A 19,465-nucleotide genomic window follows, 5' to 3' on the forward strand; every position below is an offset into this window, starting at 1 on the left:
GCACACGTGTTCTTGCTTTCGTTCCAAAGTGTACTATCAGGGAAACACTTTAGGGGTGGAGTATTCAGGTGAGCGAATTCGAAAGTGCCACGGAGGTTATGCTGAGCAATCCGTCGAGCGGCGACGTCAGCACCGAGTATTTCGATCATATCAAGAAAATCAACGACATATTTTATGATCAGATCAAGATATCCGATCAAAAGGCCGCCTATATCTTTACTTTCATGCTCGCCTTTCTGGTCAGCTCCAGCGAGGTGAGGGCGGTCTTCAGCCTGGCGCGCTATACCGGCGGCACGTCGGGCAGCGTGCTGTTCTCCGGCCTGCTTGCGGCAGCCTCGGTCTTTTCGATCCTGTCGGCGATCCTCGTCGTGCTGCCGCGGCATCTCGGGACGTCCACCTCGCTGTTCTGGGGCGCCTGGCCGAAGCATCGCGACATGTTCTTCGACGCCGCCCTTCGCCGCGACGAGCGCTATCTGTTCGACCAGTATCTCGAAAACGCCAACATCCTCTCCGCCATCGCCCGCAACAAATACCGCTGCGTCACCTTCGCCTTTCGCGGGCTGATGGTGAGCGTGATCGCGTATGTCTTGCTGTTGATTGCGGGGTGAGGGAGCAGCGGCGGAAAAATTACAGGGCGCGCCGAGGCGCGCCCTGTGTATTCAGTCCTCGACCTCAAGAATGAGCTCGAGCTCGATCGGTACACCCAACGGCAGGCTGGCGACGCCGAGGACGACCCGGCCGGAGAGCCTTTCTTCGCCGAAGACTTGGAGCAGCAGTTCAGATGCGCCGTCGGCGACCTTCGGATGGTCGCGGAAGTCGCCTTCGGTGGCGATGTAGACACCGAGCTTGGCGACCTTTGCCACCCGGTCCAGCGAGCCGAGATATTCCCTGGCGGCGGCAAGGGCGCTCAGCGTCGCCGTCTCGGCCGCCTTGCGGCCGTCTTCGGCAGTCAGTGCGCCGCCGACGCGGCCGATATAGCGGGGCTTGCGGTCGACGACCGGCAGCATGCCGCTGAAGAAGACCAGCTTGCCGGTCCTGACCGCCTCGACATAGGCGCCGAAGGGCGTCGGCGGCGGGGGAAGGGCGATGCCGAGATCCTGCAACCGGCGTTCCGCGCCGGCTGCCTTCGTTTCGAGCGGGTTTACCATTTGCCGAGATGTGCGCCGCCGTCGACGTGCAGCACCTCCCCGGTGATCCGCGGCGCTTCGGTCAGGAAGACCACCGCATCGACGATCTCATCGACATTGGAAATGCCTGCCATCGGCGAGAGCGTCTTCAGAAAATCCTTCGGATTGTCCTTGTGCAGCGGCGTGTCGACGACGCCGGGAGCGACCGTGTTGACGCGGATTCCATCGCTTGCATATTCCATTGCGAGGTTCTTGGAGATGGCGTCGATGCCACCCTTGGTCATCATGGAAACCGAGGCGGAGAAGCCGGCGATCGGATGGTCGATCAGAGGCGTGGTGATGCTGACGATGCTGCCGCCCGTCTTCTGGGCCAGCATCTGCCGGATGACCTGCTGGGTCAGGTGGATGAAGCCTTCGAGATTGGTCGAGGAAAGCTTGCGGAAATCTGTCATCGTGTAGTCGATGAAGGGCTTGGTCAGGAAGATGCCGGCATTGTTGACGAGCGCGTCGATCGAGCCGAAGCGGTCGATCGCCGTTCTGGCAACGCGGGCCGCGGTCTCGGCATCGCCGATATCGCCGTCGACGAGGGCTAGCCTATCGGAAGCCTTGAGAGCATCCGAGGCGCTGACCTGACGCGAGGTGGCCACGACGTTGTAGCGGCGCTCGACAAAGGCGTTGACGAGGCCGGCTCCGATACCCTGGGAGGCGCCCGTGACGATGACTGTCTTTTGCTTGGTCATGTTGAACTCCATTGATCTGGTTCGGGCAACGCGGGCCATGCAAAGGCGGGGTCGCTCGAGATGGGGCCGCTGCGATCGCGCCGCCATCGGGTTGTGGTTGTTTCGCAAGGTGAATATGGCGAAAACCAGATTGCGCAATTAGATGGAAATATCTGGATTCTCTTTTGCATTAATGCAAAAGTCCCGACATGGCCGATCTCAACGACATCGCTGTTTTCGTGAAGGTGGCGCAGTATGACAGTTTCAGCCGTGCGGCTCGCTCGCTCGGCATGCCCGTTTCAACCGTCAGCCGGAAGGTGACGTCGCTCGAAGAGCAGCTTGGCGTCACGCTCATCCAGCGCACGACGCGTAAGCTCAGTCTTACTGGGCAGGGCCAAGCCTATTACGCCAGGTGCAGCGAGCCGCTCGCCCATCTGCTCAATGCCGAGCAGGCGCTCACGCAAACGCAGAGAAAGCCGGAAGGCTTGTTGAAGATCTCCGTTCCCGTCATCTTCGGACAGGAGGCCTTTTACGAATTCATCTCTTCCTTTCTGAAGGCCTATCCCGATATTCAGATCGATCTCTTCGTCACCAACCTGTTCCTCGATCTGGTGGCCGAGAATATCGATCTCGGCATCCGCTTCGGCGAATTGAAGGATTCCTCCATCGTCGCGCAGCGGCTCGGCAAGAGCGTCCGATATCTCGTCGCCGCCCCGGACTATCTGAAGGGCAGGGCACCTCCTTCGAAGCCCGAGGACCTCAGGGATCACGACTGCGTGCTCTTGAATGGCCGCAACGGTGAAGCGGAATGGCATCTGGTCAGCGGACGGAAATCGATCGACATCAGGGTATCGGGGCCGGTCTCCAGCCGGGATTTCGACGCGGTCAGCGCCTTCACCTATCGCGGCCACGGCATCGGGCTGCTGCCCTCGACCTATTGCGACGAAGAGATACGCAAAGGCGAGCTCGTCCGCCTGCTGCCGGACTGGTCGTCGGAGGAAATCTTCGTGCATGCCGTCTATCCCACCCGGCGGTTTTTGCCGCTGCGCCTGCAGGTCTTTCTCGAAGCGCTGAAGGCATGGAAAAGTCCCTTATGGCTGCCGCTGCATTGATGGGCGTGGGTTTGACGCTGAGGCAGGGAAGCTGCCAACTCAGAGGCACCGCGGTCATGACAGCCTCGAAATGGCGAGCCGAGCGCTTTTCCATCACCGAAAATTGAAGCGGCGCGCGTGCCGGTGCACCCTTCCCAGACCAAGCTGTGATAGAGTTGCGCGGCTTGAATGCGTGGGGATCTGCCGATGCTGACGACGCTTGCGGTGCTCATGAGTCTTTCCGGTGTCGCTCCGGCGGCGCAGGCGGCGGCAAACGAGGTCGATGTGACGCTGGTGCTTGCCGTCGACACCTCGCGGTCGATGGATTTCGAGGAGATCAGCATCCAGCGCGAGGGTTACGTCGAGGCGCTCAAGCACAAGGAATTCATCGCCGCGGTCCAGAGCGGGCTCACCGGGCGCATCGCCATCAGCTATTTCGAATGGGCGGGCTATGTCGTCCAGGATTCGATGATCGACTGGCAGGTGATCGAGACGGAAGCGGATGCGATCGCCTTTGCCGACAAGCTCGGCGCCCGGCCGATCGCTACCCAGCGGCGCACCTCGATCTCCACCGCCATCGACCAGGGCGCCAGCATGATCGTCACCAGCCCCTTCCAGGGCCGGCGCGAGGTGATCGACATCTCCGGCGACGGCCCGAACAATTCAGGCGATCCGGTGACACCCGCCCGGGACAAGGCGGTGGCAAGAGGCATGGTCATCAACGGCCTCGCCATCATGCTGCGCCCTTCCGATGCGCCGGGCGGGCTCGACAAATATTACGCCGATTGCGTGATCGGCGGCCCCGGCGCCTTCGTGCTGCCGGTCCATAAGATCGAGGATTTCGCCATCGCCGTGCGCCGCAAGCTGGTGCTTGAGATCAGCGGCCTTCCCCCGCCGGCAAAGGCGCGGAAGATCGCCGGCCTGCCGACGACGGATTGCCTGATCGGCGAGAAGCAGTGGCGGGATATATTCGAGCGGTGAGCGGTGGCGTGTGCCTCGCAAGGAGCGATGCCGGAGCGCGTCCTTCGAGGCTCCGGCCGTTGGCCTGCGCGCCTCAGGATGAGGGGCGTTGGAGCGTGCCGCGCCCTCAATTAGGGGCGTTGGGGCGTGCCGCGCCGTCGAACCAGGGGCGTTGGCGGCAGGCGCCTCAATGACGGGCTGCTGCGGGATCAAGGCGCTCGTGAGCAACCGACGCAAGATCCTCCGCCTGCTTTTATCAGCGCGGCATTCTCCAACGCTCCTCATCCTGAGGAGCGCAGGCCAGAGGCCGGAGCCTCGAAGGACGCGCCGCAACAGTGCGTCCTGCCGCAAATCTCAGCAGTGACGATCCTGCCGCTGCCTATAGCGGCAGCTCCCGGCCGGCCTGTTCGCTGACCATGTATTCGGCGTACCAGTCCGGCCAGTTCTCGTCGTATTTGCCGCCGTTGCGTTTCTCGTGTTCGCCGTGGGCGCTGGCTGCGCGGCGGAGCGCGGAGGCGAGGTCGCTCGAGGTCGAGAAGGCCGTTTCTTCGGCGTCGATGCGGCCGGGCAGGCGGGTGGTGACTTCCTGGAACAGCCAGCCGTTGCCGTCCGGATCTCTGAAGGAGGCGAAGGAGCGGTAGCTACGGTGCTCGGGATCGCGGCCGGCGATGCGCAGGCGCCCGAAGAGATAGGGTTCGTCCTTGCCGGCATAGACGCCGGATGCGTCGTGGAAGACCTCGCTCACCGCGACGCCGCGGGCGATGAGATCGCGGCGGGCGGCCTCGATGTCGGAGACGATGAGGTAGAGGCCCTGGGCGGAGCCGGGGGCGGCGGCGGTCACGTTCTTACCGAAGATGATGGCGCAGCCGGAGCCGGGCGGGGTGAACTGGATCACGCGGAAATCGGCGTCATTGGCGAAGTCGGCGTCGAGCCGCCAGCCGAGGCCGTCGTAAAAACGTTTGGCGCGGTCGACGTCGGAAACGGGGATGACCACCACTTCGAGCTTGGTGTCGGCGGGCCGTGTTCTGATGGATTCTGTGGGGGTTTCACTGCGCATTGCATTGCTCATCTTCAGCTCCCTCAAGGTTTGGACGCATTAAGAATGGCGATACATGTCGGGTCGAGTGGACCACAGCGCGGGCGAGGCGTCGAATCAATTCTTCCCTTCGCAAGGAGAAGACGGCGGGCTGGTCCCGCCGCCTGTTGCGCGGTTCCTTATGCCGCAAGAGCGGCGCGCGTCTTGCCGATCATCAGGGCGGCGCGGGCCGCCTCGCGGCCTTTCTCGACAAAATGCGCGCGGTAGATCTGCGTGTGGTGCTCGGTTTCCTGATAGTGATGCGGCGTCAGCGAGACCGACAGGACCGGGACGCCGGTATCCATGCCGGCGCGCATCAGGCCATCGACGACGGCCTGGGCGACGAATTCGTGGCGGTAGATCCCGCCATCGACGACGAAGGCGGCGGCGATGACGGCGCCATAGCGCCCGGACGCGGCAAGATCGCGCGACAGCAGCGGCATTTCGAATGCGCCGGGAACGTCGAACACGTCGATCTGCTCAGCGGGAATAAGCTGCTGGAAACCTTCGAGCGCACGGTCGACGATATCGGCGTGCCAGCCGGCTTTGACGAAGGCATAACGGGTGGGTGTCATGGTAATCTCCTTTGGCGTACAGACACGTCACCCAAGGCGATCACGAACGTTCACCGGCTGCCGGCAAGGGCAGCAGGAACGCGCGTTCTCTTTCATCCGGACTATGACCGTCGGCTCAGGCATCTCACCTGATCTGCTGACCCTTCCCTAGAGAAGGCGCTCGCGGGCTCGCAATCGAAACTGCATACCGCCGGTAGGGACTTTCACCCCGCCCTGAGAACGGCGCGACAATAGGGGCAAGGCGGCGCGCTGGCAATAGGGGGGAATTGGTTCTGAGGCGGTGTGGGCCGCAATCTCAGGGGGCGTCATGCTTCGGCTGATCGTCCTCTACCTACCTATCCACAGGCGTGATGGAAGCCACTTGCCTTTCGCTTGCGCTCAAGGCGCTCGTCGCTTTCGCTCCTCACCCCCCTCATCTGCCCTAACGGGCATCTTCTCCCCGCTGGGGAGAAGGGGGAGCAAGCCGCACGGGTTTTCATTCCATTGCGAACGTTCCAAAGGGAGCGAGACGTTGCGGCGATTCCGCTTCTCCCCGGCGGGGAGAAGATGCCGGCAGGCAGATGAGGGGGTGAGCGGCCGAGCCGCGAATGCACGGAGCGGAAGCGAAGGCACAATGGCGAGTGGCGTTGCAGCGGTTTAGTAGCGGCACCGGTGCCGACGATGCGAGGAGCGGCTTCCATCGCCCTTGCTCAGCGCGCGCCTCCGCCTACATCCTTCCATGAGGACATTCACGCCGAAACAGCATCACGCGCCGTCCCGCATCAGGCGGGGCCAGCCGCCACTATTATGGGAGGGAGGCATGCCAGAGTCTTTCGTCGTGCGCCGCGAGGCGCATATTGCGGCGCCGCCGGCGGCGGTGTTTGCGCTGATGACCGATCCGGAGAAGATTCTGCGCTGGATGGGAACGGAGGCCGAGATCGAGCCGGAGCCGGGCGGGCTCTATCTCGTCAACGTCACCGGCGCGCGCTTCGCCAGAGGTTCGTTTCGCGAGGTCGTGCCGGTGCATCGGCTTGCCTACAGCTTCGGGTGGGACGGCAGCGAGGTGGTGCCGCCGGGCTCCAGCCTGGTCGAGATCGACCTGATCGAGCAGCCGGACGGGACGTTGCTCCGACTCACCCATAGCGGCCTGCCGAGCGAGGAGCAGTGCGCCGGCCATGCCGAGGGCTGGGCGCATTATCTCGGACGGCTCACCGCGGTCGCTGCCGGCCGCGATCCGGGTCCTGATCCTTTTTACGGAAGGACATGAATGATTTTCCGCGGGCGCGGGGCGCTTCTCAAGCGCTTGCCGCTGCGGGAAAAACGGCCGGCCGGGCTCCGATCGGCCGTCAAAAAGCACGGTTTTTTCACCTGCAAACATGAATGCCCGGTTCATCTCCAGTTCAATTTGCCAACCCTAAGGTGGGTACGGCTGGATGAAATGGAGTTTTCGATGAAGGCACTTTCTATCGCGGCTGCCTTGCTTGCTGGCAGCCTCTCGATCGGCACAGCGCAGGCGATGCCGATGGGAACAATCAACGTCCCGAGCAAGGTCGCGAGCGATGTCACGAAGGGCGATGTCACCAAGGTCGACTACGCCTGCGGCCGCGGCTGGCACCTGACCCGCTGGGGCGAATGCCGCCGCAACTGGCGCCGCCCGCCGCCGGTGGCTTTCTATGGCGGTCCGCCCCGCTGGGGGTGGGAACGCCGCCACCGCGACTGGGATGGCCCGCGCTGGCGCCATGAACGCCGCTGGGACCGCGAGCGCCGCTGGCGGGACGACTACTAAAAGCCTCCACATGAGGCTGACGAACGAAGGCCGGTGCGATGTTTCGCCCGGCCTTTTCTTTTGGAAACTGTAATCACGCTCAGGTCAGATCCGGCTGACCAGCCAGTGCTTGCCGTCGATCAGCTCTTCGAGCTCGATCGGGTCCTTGACGCCGAACTCGAACCATTCGACGAGTTCCTTCGCCTTCCGCTTGCTCTCTTCCGCGGTGAACTCGATCTCATAGCGTGCGCACCACCGCCGAAGGATCGTCGTCAGCAGCGTCATGTCATTCCCATCAAGCGGATCTTTCGGCCAGAATGTCGTGCCCATAGCAACCCCTCAATCGCTAAGGACAGGCTGGCACATTATGAAACGAATGTCCCGCAATTCAAAGGTGTATATCTGGTTGTCTTCGACCGAAGAAGCGGGTTTTCAACAGGCTTTTTGAGCGGTGGGGTTGACAGGGGTGATGGGACGGCTCCGGCGGGAGATTCGTTGGGGATGCGCGAGCATCCGCACGCGGATGCCCTGGGGGAGATGGAGCCGAGAGGAGGCCCTTCCGGACAGCCCTTGGCTGTCCTGCCGGGCCGCGGGAGCATCCGCGGGCGGATGCCCCGGGCTTGCGGAGCCTTGGGGGCGGTGCCATTCTCGACTCATGGATCTGCCTTCCTCCCTTGCCTGGCTGGTTGACGAGGCTGCGGCGTCGCCCGGTCCCGAGCGGTTTCTGGCCGAGCTCGGGCGCCGGCTGCTTGCCGAAGGCTTGCCGGTTTCCGGCGGCGCCCTGACGCTTTCGGTGCCGCATCCGATCATTGCGCGGCGCACCTGGCTGTGGCGGGCCGAGACCGGGGCGGTCATCGAGGCGCTCGCCTTTGCCGCAGCACCACGCAGCGATGCCGGGCGCGAGTGGCTGGCCGGGCTCGGGCCGGTCTGGGAGGAAAGGATCGGGCCTTCGCAGGATGACCCGCTGCTCGGCTGGGCCGGCATTGCCAATGAGGCAGGGGCGGAGGCTTTCGCTCCCGAAGAAGCCGCCCGGCTGCGGGAGGTCGCGCGTTTTGCCGCCGCGCCGCTCGCCGCACTTGCGGCGCGGGAGGCGCGGACGGCGCTGCTCGAAGCCTATCTCGGCCGGCGCAGTGCGGCCCGGGTTCAATCGGGCGCGCTTGCCCGCGGCACCGGCGAAACCATCCGTGCCGCTCTTCTCTGCGCCGATCTGCGGGATTTCACCGCGCTTTCCGAAGTCACCGAGCCGCATGCGATGATCGCCGCGCTCGACGCCTATTTCGACCGCGTCGCCGGCGCCGTACATGCCTTCGGCGGCGAGGTGCTCAAATTCATCGGCGACGGCGTGCTGGCGATCTTTCCGGTCACGACAGGCGCGGAAGCCCGGGGCGACCGCGAAGCCTGCGAGGCGGCGCTGCGGGCGGTCGCGGCCATCCGCGCCGGCATGATCCATCTCGACCGGATGCGCGAGGCCGAGGGGCTGGCGCCGCTGCCCTTCGGCGCCGCGCTGCATTTCGGCGAGATCCTCTGGGGCAATATCGGCGCGGCCGACCGGCTGGATTTCACCGCCATCGGCCCGGCGGTCAATCTGGTCAGCCGGCTGGAAGGGCTCTGCAAGCCGCTCGGCCGAAGCGTGCTGATCTCGGGCGCCGTCGCAGAAAACACTGAAGCCACCCTGACGCCGCTCGGCGAGCATGCCCTGCGCGGGATTGCCGAGCCTTGTGCCGTCTTCACTCTGGCCGAGGGCTGAGCCAGCATCGTCTTCGAAGGAGACGCGCAAGAAAATCATGATTGTTAAACTCCGCTTTTTTGGCTAAAGCCTGCCGGCACGAGAGGGGAGTTTTCAGACATGACTCGATACGCACGTAAATTTTTCTCGGCGCTCAGCCTGTCCGCGGTGCTTATCGCGGGAGCCGCCCAGGCGGATGACGGCAAGAAGGTCTCGATCGTCGATGATCGCGGCGTGACCGTCGAAGTCCCGGCGCAGCCGAAGCGCATTGCCTCGATTTCCTATTTCGCCGATGACGTCGCACTCGCGCTCGGCATCAAGCCGGTCGCCAGCACGTATATGACGGCAGGCCGCGAGCCGGACTTCCTGCTCGGCCTGACCGCCGGGATGAAGCAGATCGGCCAGCGCGCCAAGCCCAATCTCGAGCTTCTCTCCGAAGCCAAGCCGGACCTGATCATCGCGATCCGCCGCTATACGGTCGGCAATGCGGCGCAGTTGCAGAACATCGCGCCTTACGTCGCCTATAATATGGAGCTGCTCGAAGAGAGCTACAGCGAAACCGCCGCCCTTTCGAAGCTGCTCGGCAAGCCCGAGCGCGGCGAGCAGCTGAACGCCGATTTCCGCAAGCATCTGGCGGAATTCGCCGCCAAGGCGCCGAAGGACAAGCATCCGCGCTTTTTGATCATGTGGGGCGGTGCGACACCTTTCGCCTTCCACACGGAAAACACTTCGGCCTCGATCGTCGCTGCGATCGGCGGCGACAATGTTCCCGGCCCGAAGACCCCGGTCGGCGAGTTCGGCATCGACCTCAGCCTCGAAACCATGCTGGAGAAGGACCCGGAAGTGATCTTCGTCTACGATTCCGGTCCGGATCGACCGCATGAGAGCAACCCGATCTGGTCGCAGCTTTCGGCGGTCAAGAACAACCGGGTCTTCTATGTCGGCGACCAGTGGGTCGAGACCAACGGGCCGATCGCCCGCGAAATCGTGCTGCGCGAGGCCGCGCACTACCTCTATCCCGACACGTTCCCGGCCGTCGACGTCAAGGCGGAAGCCGCCAAGCTGATCCCGGCCGAACTGCAGAACTAAGCCGGGGACGAGACCGGCGATGAGCCCCCGGCAATCATTCCTGACCATCGGGCTCATCGTCATCGCCACCATTCTGGCGGTGTTGATCGGCTTGCTGATCGGCGCCAAGACGCTGTCGGTTGAAACCGTCATTCGCGTGCTCCTGGCGCCCGACGGCAAGATCGAATCCATTCTCGTCTGGACGCTGCGGCTGCCGCGCAGCCTGACGGCTGCCGCCGGCGGGGCGGGGCTTGCCGTTTCCGGCTATGTGCTGCAGACGCTGACGCGCAATCCGCTGGCCGATCCCGGCATCACCGGCGTCACATCGGGGGCGGTCGCGCCGATCGTCTGCTGTTTCGTCTTCCTGCCCTTGGTATCGCCGGCCTATTATCCCTTCATAGGCCTTGCCGGCGGGCTTGCGGCAGCTTCGGTGACGTTCTGGGTGTCGCATGGCGGGCAGGGACGGCCGCTGCAGCTGGCGCTCGGCGGCGTCAGCGTCTCGCTCTTCCTGGGCGCGATCACCACCTATGTGCTGCTTTTGACCGGGCCGCAATCGGCATCGCTGCTCTTCTGGCTTGCCGGCGGTTTCCAGGGGCGCAGCTGGTCGCATCTCTTCTACATGCTGCCCTGGACGATCGCCGGCGTCGCCGGCGCGCTGCTGCTGCGGCGTGTCATCGCCATGTTCAGGCTGAGCGATCATGCGGCGGCCGGCATGGGCCTGCAGCTCGGCCTGTGGAAGCCGCTCATCCTCGTTCTCGCCGTCCTTCCAGTCGCGGGCGTCGCGCCGGTCGCCGGACCGGTCGCCTTCGTGGGGCTCGCCGCTCCTCAAATCGCCCGGCTGCTCAAACCGCGCGGCACGGGATGGGAGATTGGCCTTAGCGCTGCCCTCGGCGCGCTGATCGTCACCGTCGCCGACGTCTTGGCGCGCAGCATCGCCATCCCGCGCGAGCTGCCGGTCGGCATCGTCACCGCGCTGCTTGGCGGCCCTGTCTTCATCTATCTCGTCCAGCGCGGGCGGCTGAGCCTAGCGGGCGAGACCCGATGAGCGCCCCGGCATCGACATCGGCCGCTTCGCCAGGCTTCGGCATGGCCGCCGCACTGGCCATCCTGACGGTCCTGTCGCTGGCGGCGGCGATCTTCCTCGGCGTCGCCGATATTCCGATGGGCGATGTCGCGGCCGTCTTGACCGGCGGCGGCTCGGCGGAAGCGCGGCTGATCATTCTCGATATCCGGCTGCCGCGCATCGCCACCGGCATTCTGGCCGGCATCCATTTTTCGCTGGCGGGATATCTGCTGCAGACCATCACCCGCAATCCGCTGGCCGATCCGTCGCTGATGGGCGTGTCGCAGGGCGCGACGCTGTCGGTGACGGTCTTCCTGCTCTTCACCGTCTATATCTTCGAGCCGGGCTCGAACACGCTGGCCGAACTGCCGGTCGCCTGGCTGCCGGCGGCGGGGCTTGCCGGCGGCCTGCTCGCCGGCGGCGTCATCTATCTCCTGGCTTTTCGCCTCGGCCTCAGCGCGCTGCGCATCACGCTCTGCGGCGTCGCGGTCGGGGCGGTTCTGCATGCGGTGGCGATCGGCCTCATCGCCGGCTGGGGATCTGCCCGCATCGAGATCATCCTCGAATGGCTGTCGGGCAGCCTTTACGCCCGCAGCTGGGATCACGCGCTCTTCCTGCTGCCCTTCACCATCGCCGGGCTTGCCATGCTGCCGGTGATCTACCGGCCCTTGACGCTGCTGCAGTTCGATGCATCCGTCGCCCGTTCTTTCGGGCTCGGCTATAAGAGACAGTTCTCGATCGTGCTGATCGTATCTTCTGCGCTTGCGGCAAGCGCGGTCGGCGCGGTCGGCCCTGTCGTTTTCATCGGTCTTGTCGTGCCGCATCTCGCCCGTTTCCTGGCGGGACGGAATTTCATGCTGTCGCTTGTTCTGACGATCGTGCTCGGCGCCGTCATCGTCACGCTCGGCGATCTCATCGGCCGGCTGCTCGGCCAAGCCGAGGAAATCCCGATCGGCGTCGTCACGGCCGTCTTCGGCGTGCCGCTCCTGCTCGCGCTGCTGCGCAAAACCATGTGAGGCCGAAATGCCACTGTCCTGTTCCGACCTCTCGGTGATGTACGGCCAGCGAAAGGCGCTCAGCGCGTTCAGCCTTTCGCTCGAAAGGGGCGAGATCCGGGCGCTGATCGGCCCGAACGGCTCGGGCAAGAGCACGGCGCTTCATGCGCTGGCCGGGCTGATCCGGCCGGCCGGAGGCCGGGCGTCGCTCGGCGGCGTTGCCGTCGCCTCCATGTCGCGCCGCATGCTGGCGAAGAGGCTCGCCTTCCTGCCGCAGCAGCCGACCGCACCCGACGAAATGACCGTCGCCCAGCTCGTGCGCCAGGGCCGCTATCCGCATGTCGGCCTGTTCCGCTCCTATGACAGACGTGACGAAGACGCGATCGAATGGGCGCTCGAAAGCACCGGCCTGTCCGGGCTCGCCGACCGCAGCCTTCGGGAACTGTCCGGCGGCGAGCGGCAAAGAGCCTGGATTTCGGCCGCTCTCGCCCAGGAAGCGGAGATCCTGCTGCTCGATGAGCCGACCTCCTTCCTCGATATCGGCTACCAGGTGGAGGTGCTGGATCTCGTGCATCGGCTGAGCCGGGAAAAGGGCGTGACCGTCGTCATGGCGATCCATGACATCAACCAGGCCATCGCCGTCAGCGACCGCATCTCGCTGCTCGAAAAAGGCGAACTCCGATTCGACGGCGCGCCGCGCGAGCTTGCCGAACGCGGGCTCATCCAGGAAATCTTCCGCGTCAGGGGCCGCTTCGTCCAGGTCGCCCCCGACAGCCCGCCGCATTTCGATGTCGAGCTGATGAAACTTCAGCGAGCTTAGCGCTTCACCAGCCTGAAGACGATCTTGGTCTGGGTGTAGTAATTCAGCGCATCGGCGAAATCAGGCGTCCAGCCGTCGGCGACGAAGGGAATGAAGCCGTCATATTCGAGCTTGCGGGCGGAGACGTCGAAGCCCGCCTTTTCGAAGGCGCGGCCGTAATCGGTGATCGACCGGTCCTGGACGACGGTGTTGGTGCGGTTGGCGACGAGCTCGCGCCATTTCGGCCAGAGCGGGTTGTCCGTATGGCATCCGGTCACCGCATAATAGACGCCGCCGGACTTCAGCGCCCGCCAGATGTCGGCGGCGTGGGCGTTGATATCGGGAACGAGATAGATGACTTCGTGGCTGAGGGCGAGATCGAATTCTTCCCTCCAGCCGTCGAGCCTGCCGCCGACCTGATGCTGGATCGGCAGATTGCCCTTCAGCGTCTCGGCCTTGGCGATCGAAGTTTCGGCGATATCGATGCCGAGCGCCTTGCGGAAGGGGCGGATCGCATAGAGATGGCGCAGCAGGCCGCCCTGGTTGCAGCCGAAATCGAGCACGCTCTTGTCCGTCAGATCCCGCTCGAGGATGAGGCCGATCAGGTGGCGCCAGATGGGCGCATGCCCATCGGCCATACGATCTTCCGCATCGGGATCGATATACCACGTGCCGATGTTCTTCTGTGCGTCCTCGGTCATCCCATTGCCCCTTGCATCATGCCGATCATGGGGACGGTCTTAGGATGTGGGGTCATGCTTGGCTAGATCGGAAGGCGGTTTCCAAACGTCTTTCGACGTTCGTGATTTTTTACAAAGAAATCTTTGCAAAGATATGTTTGCGATTGTATGATTGAGGCATGAAACATCCGCACCCCCAACCTGCCCCAGATGCCCGCACCGTCAGCCGGGTCGTGCCCGAACCGACCGCGCTGAAAGCCTTGGCGCATCCTGTGCGGCTGCGCATGCTTGGCATGCTCAGGATCGACGGGCCCGCCACGGCGACGCAGCTTGCCGCGCGGCTCGGCCTGAACAGCGGCGCGACGAGCTATCATCTGCGCCAACTCGCCCAATATGGCTTCATCGAGGAGGCGCCGCATGCCTCGCGGCGTGACCGCTGGTGGCGCGCCAGCCATGAGCTGACCTCGGTGCCGGCGAGCGAGGCGGAAGGCGAGGCGCTCGATCTCGACATCGCCTTCAATCAGGCCGCACTCTCGCTGCAGGTCGGCCAGATGCAGCAGGCGCTAGAGGAATATGCCGAGCTGCCGGCCGAGTGGCGCAAGGCGACGGCCGCCGACGACATCATCATCCCGATGACGGCTGATCAGGCTGAGGCGCTGACGAAACGGCTGAGGGATGTCATCCTGGACGCGATGCAGGCCGCCCCCCGGCTAGGGGAGGCGGCGTCGCAGGAAGCCGGCATGGTTCCCTTCTATGTCATGTTGCACGCCTTTCCCTATCCCGGCCGCCTGCCGCATCGCGAAGGAGAGGACAAGCCGTGAGACGGGGCGGGCCGTTCCTGGCGCTCGCCGCCGCCGAGACATTCTCGCTTTCCGGCACGCGGCTTTCGACCATCGCCATTCCCTGGCTGGTGCTGAGCACGACGAGCAGCCCCGTGCTGACGGGGCTGACGGCGATGGTGGAGATGCTGCCCTATGTCGTCGCCAAGGCGCTCGGCGGACCGCTGATCGACCGCGTCGGCGCCAAGCGCATCGCCATCATCTCAGACACCGCCTCGGTGCTCGTCGTTGCTCTGGTGCCGCTTCTCGATCTCTTTGGCCTGCTCGGCATGCCGGTGCTGCTGCCGCTCGTCTTTGCGATGGGCGTGCTGCGCGGCCCCTCCGATGCGGCCAAGCAGGCGATGGTTCCCGATATCGCGACGCTCGCCGGCGTGCCGCTCGAACGGGTGACCGGTGTTGCCAGCGCCATCGAGCGGTTGGCCTCGACGGCGGGGGCGGCCGGCGCCGGAGCGTTGATCGGGCTGATCGGCCCGGGCCAGGCGCTGCTCGTCAATGCCGCCACCTTCGCCGCCGCGGCACTGATCGTTGCCGTGGGCATACCCGCGACGCGCCGCACGCCCGCGCTGGAAATTCCATCGGCCGAACGGGCTTCCTATCTCGACGACCTCCGCGAGGGCTGGCGGTTTCTCCGCGGCGATGCCGTGCTCGTCAGCATCGTCGCCATGGTGGCGGTCACCAATCTCTTCGACCAGGCCTATCATGCCGTGCTGCTGCCGGTCTGGACACGCGAGAGCGGCCACGGTCCCGAACTGCTCGGCGCGATGTTCGCCGCCTTCGCCGGCGCCTCGATCGCGGGTGCGGCGATTGCCGCGGCGATCGGCGAGCGCATGCCGCGCCTGACGGTCTATACGGTGGCTTTCCTGCTGACCGGCTTTCCGCGCTTTCTCGTTCCCGCGCTGGATGCGCCGATCGGCCTCGTCTTTGCGACGCTCGCCATCGCAGGCTTCGCGTCGGGCTTCCTCAACCCGATCCTGTCGGCGGTGATCTTCGAGCGCATCCCCAAGCCGCTGACCGGCCGGGTCACCGCCTTGAACACCGCCCTCTGCTTCGCCCTCATCCCCTTCGGCGGCCTCGCCGGCGGCGCGCTGATCAGCACACTCGGCCTTGCCGCCGCACTATTCCTGATGGGGATTGCCTATCTTGCGACCACGCTTGCGCCGCTGGCGCTGAAGAGTTTTCGCGGGTTTGACCGGGGCTCGCCTGAAGCATCCGGCTCTAGCTGCGCCCAAGCTCCTCAGCCATCAGGTCGATGAAGCCGCGCACGCGAGGTTCGAGCAGGCGCTTGTCGGGATAGAGCGCCACGATCCTGGCGTCGTCGGTTTCGAGGTCGGGCAGGATCTGGCGGAGGCGGCCGGCGGTAAGGTCGCCGGCGATGAGGAAGTCGGGGAGGAGGGCGATGCCGAGGCCGGCGAGAGCGGCGTCGCGGATCGCCTCGCCATTGTCGAGCCGCAGGCGGCTGCGGCCCTGCGCCTTGACCCAGGCGCCGCCTTCGCCGCGAAAGCGCCAGCCCTGCCTTTGATTGCGGCTCGCAAAGAACAGGCAGTCATGGGCGGCGAGATCGTCGAGATCGCGCGGTTCGCCGCGCTCCGCGAGATAGGCGGGCGAGGCGCAGAGCCGCGCCTTGTCGCTGGCGATCACGCGTGAGACCAGCCGGCTGTCTGTCGCCGCCGGGATCGCGCCGATCCGGATCGCCAGGTCGAAGCCCTCCTCGACGATATCGGCAAGGCGGTCGGTGAAGCTCACCTCGGCCTGCAGGTCTGGCCAGGCCCGAAGATATTTTTCGAGCAGCGGCAGTACGACGAGGCGGCCGAAGGCATCGGGAGCGGTGAGGCGCAGCACGCCGCGCGGCGCGCCGCTCTTGCCCGAGACACTCGCTTCGGCCTCGTCGACCGAGGCCAGGATCTGCAGCCCGCGCTCGTAAAACAGCCGCCCTTCCTCGGTCAGGCTCAGGCTTCTCGTCGTGCGGTTGAGCAGGCGGGCGCCGAGCCGGTCTTCCAGGCGAATGACGGCCTTTCCCGCCGCCGAGCGCGACAGCCCCATCGCCTGCCCGCCGCCGACGAAGCTCCCGGCATCGACGACGGCCATGAAGATCAGGATGTCATTCAGGTTCGTGCGCGGCATGAGGCAACTCGAGCGGTTCGGGCTACGGCCTTAATTCGGTCGTGCTGCGGCCGATTCAAGGTTCGCACCATCAACGCCCAGCGAGGCAGGAAGGTCCCGAGGCTTGGTTTATGCGGTGGATGTGATGGGAGATGCGCTCTGTTGGGGCGCCCGCGATTTACGTGGGGACAAGATAAGGAGAGAGGGCGTGCCGTGGGATGACCCCCCTCTGCCCTGCCGGGCATCTCCCCCACAAGGAGGGAGATCGGCTGGGGGCAATGGTTTCCCCAAACAACTGGCGTCACAACCCGGCGAAACGGTAGACGGACGCGAAGTTTGCGCCTCTTGCCGATCTCCCCCCTTGTGGGGGAGATGCCCGGCAGGGCAGAGGGGGGTGTCACACGGCACGCCCTCTCGTCATCGGCTGTGATGGCCAGCGCTCAGGGTCTAGGTCGTCGATCAACCCATCACAGCAACCGACGTCCTCACCGCCAGCCGAGCGCCGGCGCGACGTGGGTCAGGATCGCTTCGATGACATGGGCGTTGTATTCGACGCCGAGCTGGTTGGGCACGGTAAGCAGCAGCGTGTCGGCCTCGGCGATCGCTTCGTCTTCGGCGAGCTGCTTGATCAGTCGATCCGGCTCGGCGGCGTAGCTGCGGCCGAAGATTGCCCGGGTCTTCTCGTCGATGAAGCCGATCTTGTCGCCTTCGTCGCCGCCATAGCCGAAATAGGCGCGGTCGCGTTCGTCGACGAGGGCGAAGATACTGCGGCTGACGGAGACGCGCGGCTGGCGGGCATGGCCGGCTTCCTTCCAGGCGGCGCGGTAGGCGCGGATCTGGTCGGCCTGCTGGACGTGGAAAGGCTCGCCCGTTTCGTCGTCCTTCAGCGTCGAGCTCTGCAGGTTCATGCCGAGCTTGGCGGCCCAGACCGCGGTGGCGTTGGAGCTTGCGCCCCACCAGATCCGCTCGCGCAGGCCCTCCGAATGCGGCTCGAGGCGCAGCAGGCCCGGCGGGTTCGGAAACATCGGCCGTGGATTCGGCTTGGCAAAACCTTCGCCGCGCAGCACTTCGAGGAAGACTTCGGCGTGGCGCCGCGCCATGTCGGCATCGCTCTGGCCTTCCGGCGGGCCGTAGCCGAAATGCCGCCAGCCGTCGATCACCTGCTCGGGCGAGCCGCGGCTGATGCCGAGCTGCAGCCGCCCGCCGGCGATGAGATCGGCCGCACCGGCATCCTCGGCCATATAGAGCGGGTTCTCATAGCGCATGTCGATGACGGCGGTGCCGATCTCGATCCGTTTCGTCCGCGCGCCGACAGCCGCAAGCAGCGGGAAGGGCGCTGCGAGCTGGCGGGCAAAATGGTGCACGCGAAAATACGCCCCGTCGGCGCCGAGCTCCTCGGCCGCGACGGCAAGGTCGATCGACTGCAGCAGCGCATCGGTCGCCGAGCGCGTCTGCGATTGGGGCGAGGGCGTCCAGTGCCCGAACGAGAGAAATCCGATCTTCTTCATGCTGTGCCGCACCTTGGGTTGTCGTGGCTGGGGTCGAGAGGTCATGGCACAGTTTCAGGCGGGAAGACAATCGGGATCGGACGGAGCGGCGGCTTCGCCCGATGTGTCCGCTGAAGCGGGATGCGAAGCAATCTCCGTAAGCGGCCGAAAACGAGTCGTTTTTCCCCCGTGCTGCCGGCCGCCGACGGGCATAGCCAGCGATTGCCCGGGAACTCGGGTTTCGCAGATGGGTTTAATGGCTGCGTTGCCGCGGAGCTGCGTTTCCCCCAGGACAGAAAGGCGGAACAATGTCTATCAAGCTCGAAAATGCAGTCGTGGTCATTACGGGAGCGTCGAGCGGCATCGGCCAGGCCACCGCCGAGGCCTTTGCCCGGCGCGGCAGCAGGCTGGTGCTGGCGGCGCGCAACGGCGAGGCGCTGGAAAAGGTTGCCGAGACGTGCAGAGGGCTCGGGGCGGAGGCGATCTCCGTCGTGACCGACGTGACCGAGCCTGCCGCCGTCAAGGCGCTCGCCGACAAGGCTGGGGATCTCGGCGGGATCGACGTCTGGGTCAGCAATGCCGGCGTCGGCGCGGTCGGCCGGTTCGAGGAAACGCCGATCGAGGCGCATGAGCAGATCATCCGCACCAACCTGATCGGCCACATCAACGATGCCCATGCCGTGGTGCCGATCTTCCTGACACAGGGCAGAGGTACCTTCATCAACATGATCTCGCTCGGCGGCTTTGCCGCGGCACCGTTTGCGGCGGCCTACAGCGCCAGCAAGTTCGGCCTTCGCGGTTTCTCCGAGGCGCTGAGGGCGGAGCTCGCCGACAAGCCCCGCATCCACATCTGCGACATCTACCCCGCCTTCGTCGATACGCCGGGCCTGCGGCACGGGGCGAATTTCGTCGGGCGGCAGGTTTCCGCGCCGCCGCCGGTGCTCGATGCGCGCCGCGTGGCCGAGGCGATCGTCGGCGTCGCCCGATCGCCGCGCGCCACCACCACGGTCGGCATGGTCACCACTGCGACGAGGCTCGCCCATCTGCTGGCGCCCAATCTCGCCGCCAGAACGCTCGGCCGGCTGATGGCCGCCTATTTCAAGCGGGCGCCGCGCGCCGTCGAAAGCGACGGCAATCTCTACCGACCCTCCACGGATGCTGCCCGCATCGACGGCGGGCTGCGATCGCCGCACCGATATACGGCGCCGCTGCTTCTCGGCCTTGTCGCCGTCGCTGTGCTGGCGCTGGGTGCTGCCGCGAGGACGCCGCCGCGCCGGCGGCCGGCTCTGGGCAACCGGCATCGGTTTTGGTAGGTGGTTGCGGGGTCTGCGGTGCTGGATTTTTTGTGCCGAGTGCGCGACACCCCCTCTGCCCTGCCGGGCATCTCCCCCACAAGGAGGGAGATTGGCTGGGCGCA

General features: G+C 65.3%; 21 protein-coding genes and 1 riboswitch. Of the genes, 13 read left to right on the top strand and 8 right to left on the bottom strand.

Going from position 1 to position 19,465, the window contains the following annotated elements; all coding sequences use genetic code 11:
• Positions 1-68: 68 nt before the first annotated feature.
• The gene (locus ATY76_RS03700) at positions 69-608 is read left to right on the top strand and encodes a Pycsar system effector family protein (protein WP_088673400.1); all 540 of its coding nucleotides are present in this window, start codon (positions 69-71) and stop codon (positions 606-608) included.
• A 51-nt stretch (positions 609-659) separates the two neighbouring features.
• Here the strand turns inward: ATY76_RS03700 and ATY76_RS03705 are convergent, their stop codons facing one another.
• Positions 660-1,148, bottom strand: coding sequence for a RidA family protein (locus tag ATY76_RS03705; protein WP_088673401.1), 489 nt, complete (start codon positions 1,146-1,148; stop codon positions 660-662).
• The gene (locus tag ATY76_RS03710) at positions 1,142-1,867 is read right to left on the bottom strand and encodes an SDR family oxidoreductase (protein ID WP_088673749.1); all 726 of its coding nucleotides are present in this window, start codon (positions 1,865-1,867) and stop codon (positions 1,142-1,144) included. Before ATY76_RS03710 ends, ATY76_RS03705 begins: the two co-directional genes overlap by 7 nt.
• Positions 1,868-2,055: 188 nt before the next feature.
• On the opposite strand from ATY76_RS03710, the gene ATY76_RS03715 reads away from it, so the two are divergent.
• Both ATY76_RS03715 and ATY76_RS03720 read left to right on the top strand, forming a co-directional pair.
• Complete coding sequence (locus tag ATY76_RS03715; protein ID WP_088673402.1) at positions 2,056-2,958, top strand: LysR family transcriptional regulator; 903 nt, start codon at positions 2,056-2,058, stop codon at positions 2,956-2,958.
• 186 nt (positions 2,959-3,144) lie between these two features.
• Complete coding sequence (locus tag ATY76_RS03720) at positions 3,145-3,918, top strand: DUF1194 domain-containing protein (RefSeq protein ID WP_088673403.1); 774 nt, start codon at positions 3,145-3,147, stop codon at positions 3,916-3,918.
• Positions 3,919-4,276: 358 nt separating this feature from the next.
• Here ATY76_RS03720 and ATY76_RS03725 read toward each other — a convergent pair whose 3' ends face one another.
• A complete protein-coding gene (locus ATY76_RS03725) occupies positions 4,277-4,966 on the bottom strand; it encodes a VOC family protein (RefSeq protein ID WP_088673404.1) in 690 nt (229 codons plus the stop codon).
• Between the two features lie 146 nt (positions 4,967-5,112).
• Positions 5,113-5,547: a 6,7-dimethyl-8-ribityllumazine synthase gene (locus ATY76_RS03730; RefSeq protein WP_088673405.1), complete on the bottom strand. Its 435-nt coding sequence runs from the start codon at positions 5,545-5,547 to the stop codon at positions 5,113-5,115.
• Positions 5,548-5,627: 80 nt separating this feature from the next.
• Positions 5,628-5,772, bottom strand: a riboswitch (FMN riboswitch).
• A gap of 574 nt (positions 5,773-6,346) precedes the next feature.
• Between ATY76_RS03730 and ATY76_RS03735 the strand changes: the two genes are divergently transcribed.
• The gene (locus ATY76_RS03735; RefSeq protein ID WP_088673406.1) at positions 6,347-6,793 is read left to right on the top strand and encodes an SRPBCC family protein; all 447 of its coding nucleotides are present in this window, start codon (positions 6,347-6,349) and stop codon (positions 6,791-6,793) included.
• A 183-nt stretch (positions 6,794-6,976) separates the two neighbouring features.
• Positions 6,977-7,312: a hypothetical protein gene (locus ATY76_RS03740; RefSeq protein WP_088673750.1), complete on the top strand. Its 336-nt coding sequence runs from the start codon at positions 6,977-6,979 to the stop codon at positions 7,310-7,312.
• 84 nt (positions 7,313-7,396) lie between these two features.
• On the opposite strand, the gene ATY76_RS03745 is transcribed toward ATY76_RS03740, so the two are convergent.
• A complete protein-coding gene (locus ATY76_RS03745; protein ID WP_088673407.1) occupies positions 7,397-7,621 on the bottom strand; it encodes a hypothetical protein in 225 nt (74 codons plus the stop codon).
• Between the two features lie 325 nt (positions 7,622-7,946).
• Between ATY76_RS03745 and ATY76_RS03750 the strand changes: the two genes are divergently transcribed.
• From ATY76_RS03750 to ATY76_RS03770, 5 genes are all read left to right on the top strand, one after another.
• On the top strand, positions 7,947-9,038 hold the full coding sequence (locus ATY76_RS03750; protein ID WP_088673408.1) for an adenylate/guanylate cyclase domain-containing protein: 1,092 nt from the start codon (positions 7,947-7,949) through the stop codon (positions 9,036-9,038).
• Positions 9,039-9,137: 99 nt separating this feature from the next.
• On the top strand, positions 9,138-10,106 hold the full coding sequence (locus ATY76_RS03755; protein WP_088673409.1) for an ABC transporter substrate-binding protein: 969 nt from the start codon (positions 9,138-9,140) through the stop codon (positions 10,104-10,106).
• A 19-nt stretch (positions 10,107-10,125) separates the two neighbouring features.
• Positions 10,126-11,130 (top strand): iron ABC transporter permease, encoded by a 1,005-nt coding sequence (locus ATY76_RS03760; protein WP_088673410.1) that lies wholly within the window; start codon positions 10,126-10,128, stop codon positions 11,128-11,130.
• A gap of 41 nt (positions 11,131-11,171) precedes the next feature.
• Positions 11,172-12,164, top strand: coding sequence for an iron ABC transporter permease (locus tag ATY76_RS03765; RefSeq protein ID WP_088673751.1), 993 nt, complete (start codon positions 11,172-11,174; stop codon positions 12,162-12,164).
• Positions 12,165-12,171: 7 nt separating this feature from the next.
• A complete protein-coding gene (locus tag ATY76_RS03770; RefSeq protein ID WP_088673411.1) occupies positions 12,172-12,963 on the top strand; it encodes an ABC transporter ATP-binding protein in 792 nt (263 codons plus the stop codon).
• Here ATY76_RS03770 and ATY76_RS03775 read toward each other — a convergent pair.
• Entirely contained in the window at positions 12,960-13,643 is a 684-nt protein-coding gene (locus ATY76_RS03775) for a class I SAM-dependent methyltransferase (RefSeq protein WP_088673412.1), read from the bottom strand. The genes ATY76_RS03770 and ATY76_RS03775 overlap by 4 nt on opposite strands.
• A 158-nt stretch (positions 13,644-13,801) precedes the next feature.
• Between ATY76_RS03775 and ATY76_RS03780 the strand changes: the two genes are divergently transcribed.
• Positions 13,802-14,443, top strand: a complete 642-nt coding sequence (locus ATY76_RS03780) for a helix-turn-helix domain-containing protein (protein ID WP_088673413.1) — start codon at positions 13,802-13,804, stop codon at positions 14,441-14,443.
• The gene (locus ATY76_RS03785; protein ID WP_088673414.1) at positions 14,440-15,714 is read left to right on the top strand and encodes an MFS transporter; all 1,275 of its coding nucleotides are present in this window, start codon (positions 14,440-14,442) and stop codon (positions 15,712-15,714) included. The genes ATY76_RS03780 and ATY76_RS03785 overlap by 4 nt, the downstream gene beginning before the upstream one ends.
• On the opposite strand, the gene ATY76_RS03790 is transcribed toward ATY76_RS03785, so the two are convergent.
• Positions 15,677-16,582: a LysR family transcriptional regulator gene (locus tag ATY76_RS03790; protein WP_088673415.1), complete on the bottom strand. Its 906-nt coding sequence runs from the start codon at positions 16,580-16,582 to the stop codon at positions 15,677-15,679. The two genes, ATY76_RS03785 and ATY76_RS03790, sit on opposite strands and share 38 nt — an antisense overlap.
• 464 nt (positions 16,583-17,046) lie before the next feature.
• Positions 17,047-18,069 (bottom strand): LLM class flavin-dependent oxidoreductase, encoded by a 1,023-nt coding sequence (locus ATY76_RS03800; RefSeq protein WP_088673416.1) that lies wholly within the window; start codon positions 18,067-18,069, stop codon positions 17,047-17,049.
• 287 nt (positions 18,070-18,356) lie between these two features.
• Between ATY76_RS03800 and ATY76_RS03805 the strand changes: the two genes are divergently transcribed.
• Complete coding sequence (locus ATY76_RS03805) at positions 18,357-19,361, top strand: SDR family oxidoreductase (protein WP_088673417.1); 1,005 nt, start codon at positions 18,357-18,359, stop codon at positions 19,359-19,361.
• Positions 19,362-19,465 lie beyond the last annotated feature (104 nt).

The organism is Rhizobium sp. R339 (genome assembly GCF_002211395.1).
In the GTDB taxonomy this organism is placed as follows: Bacteria; Pseudomonadota; Alphaproteobacteria; order Rhizobiales; family Rhizobiaceae; genus Rhizobium.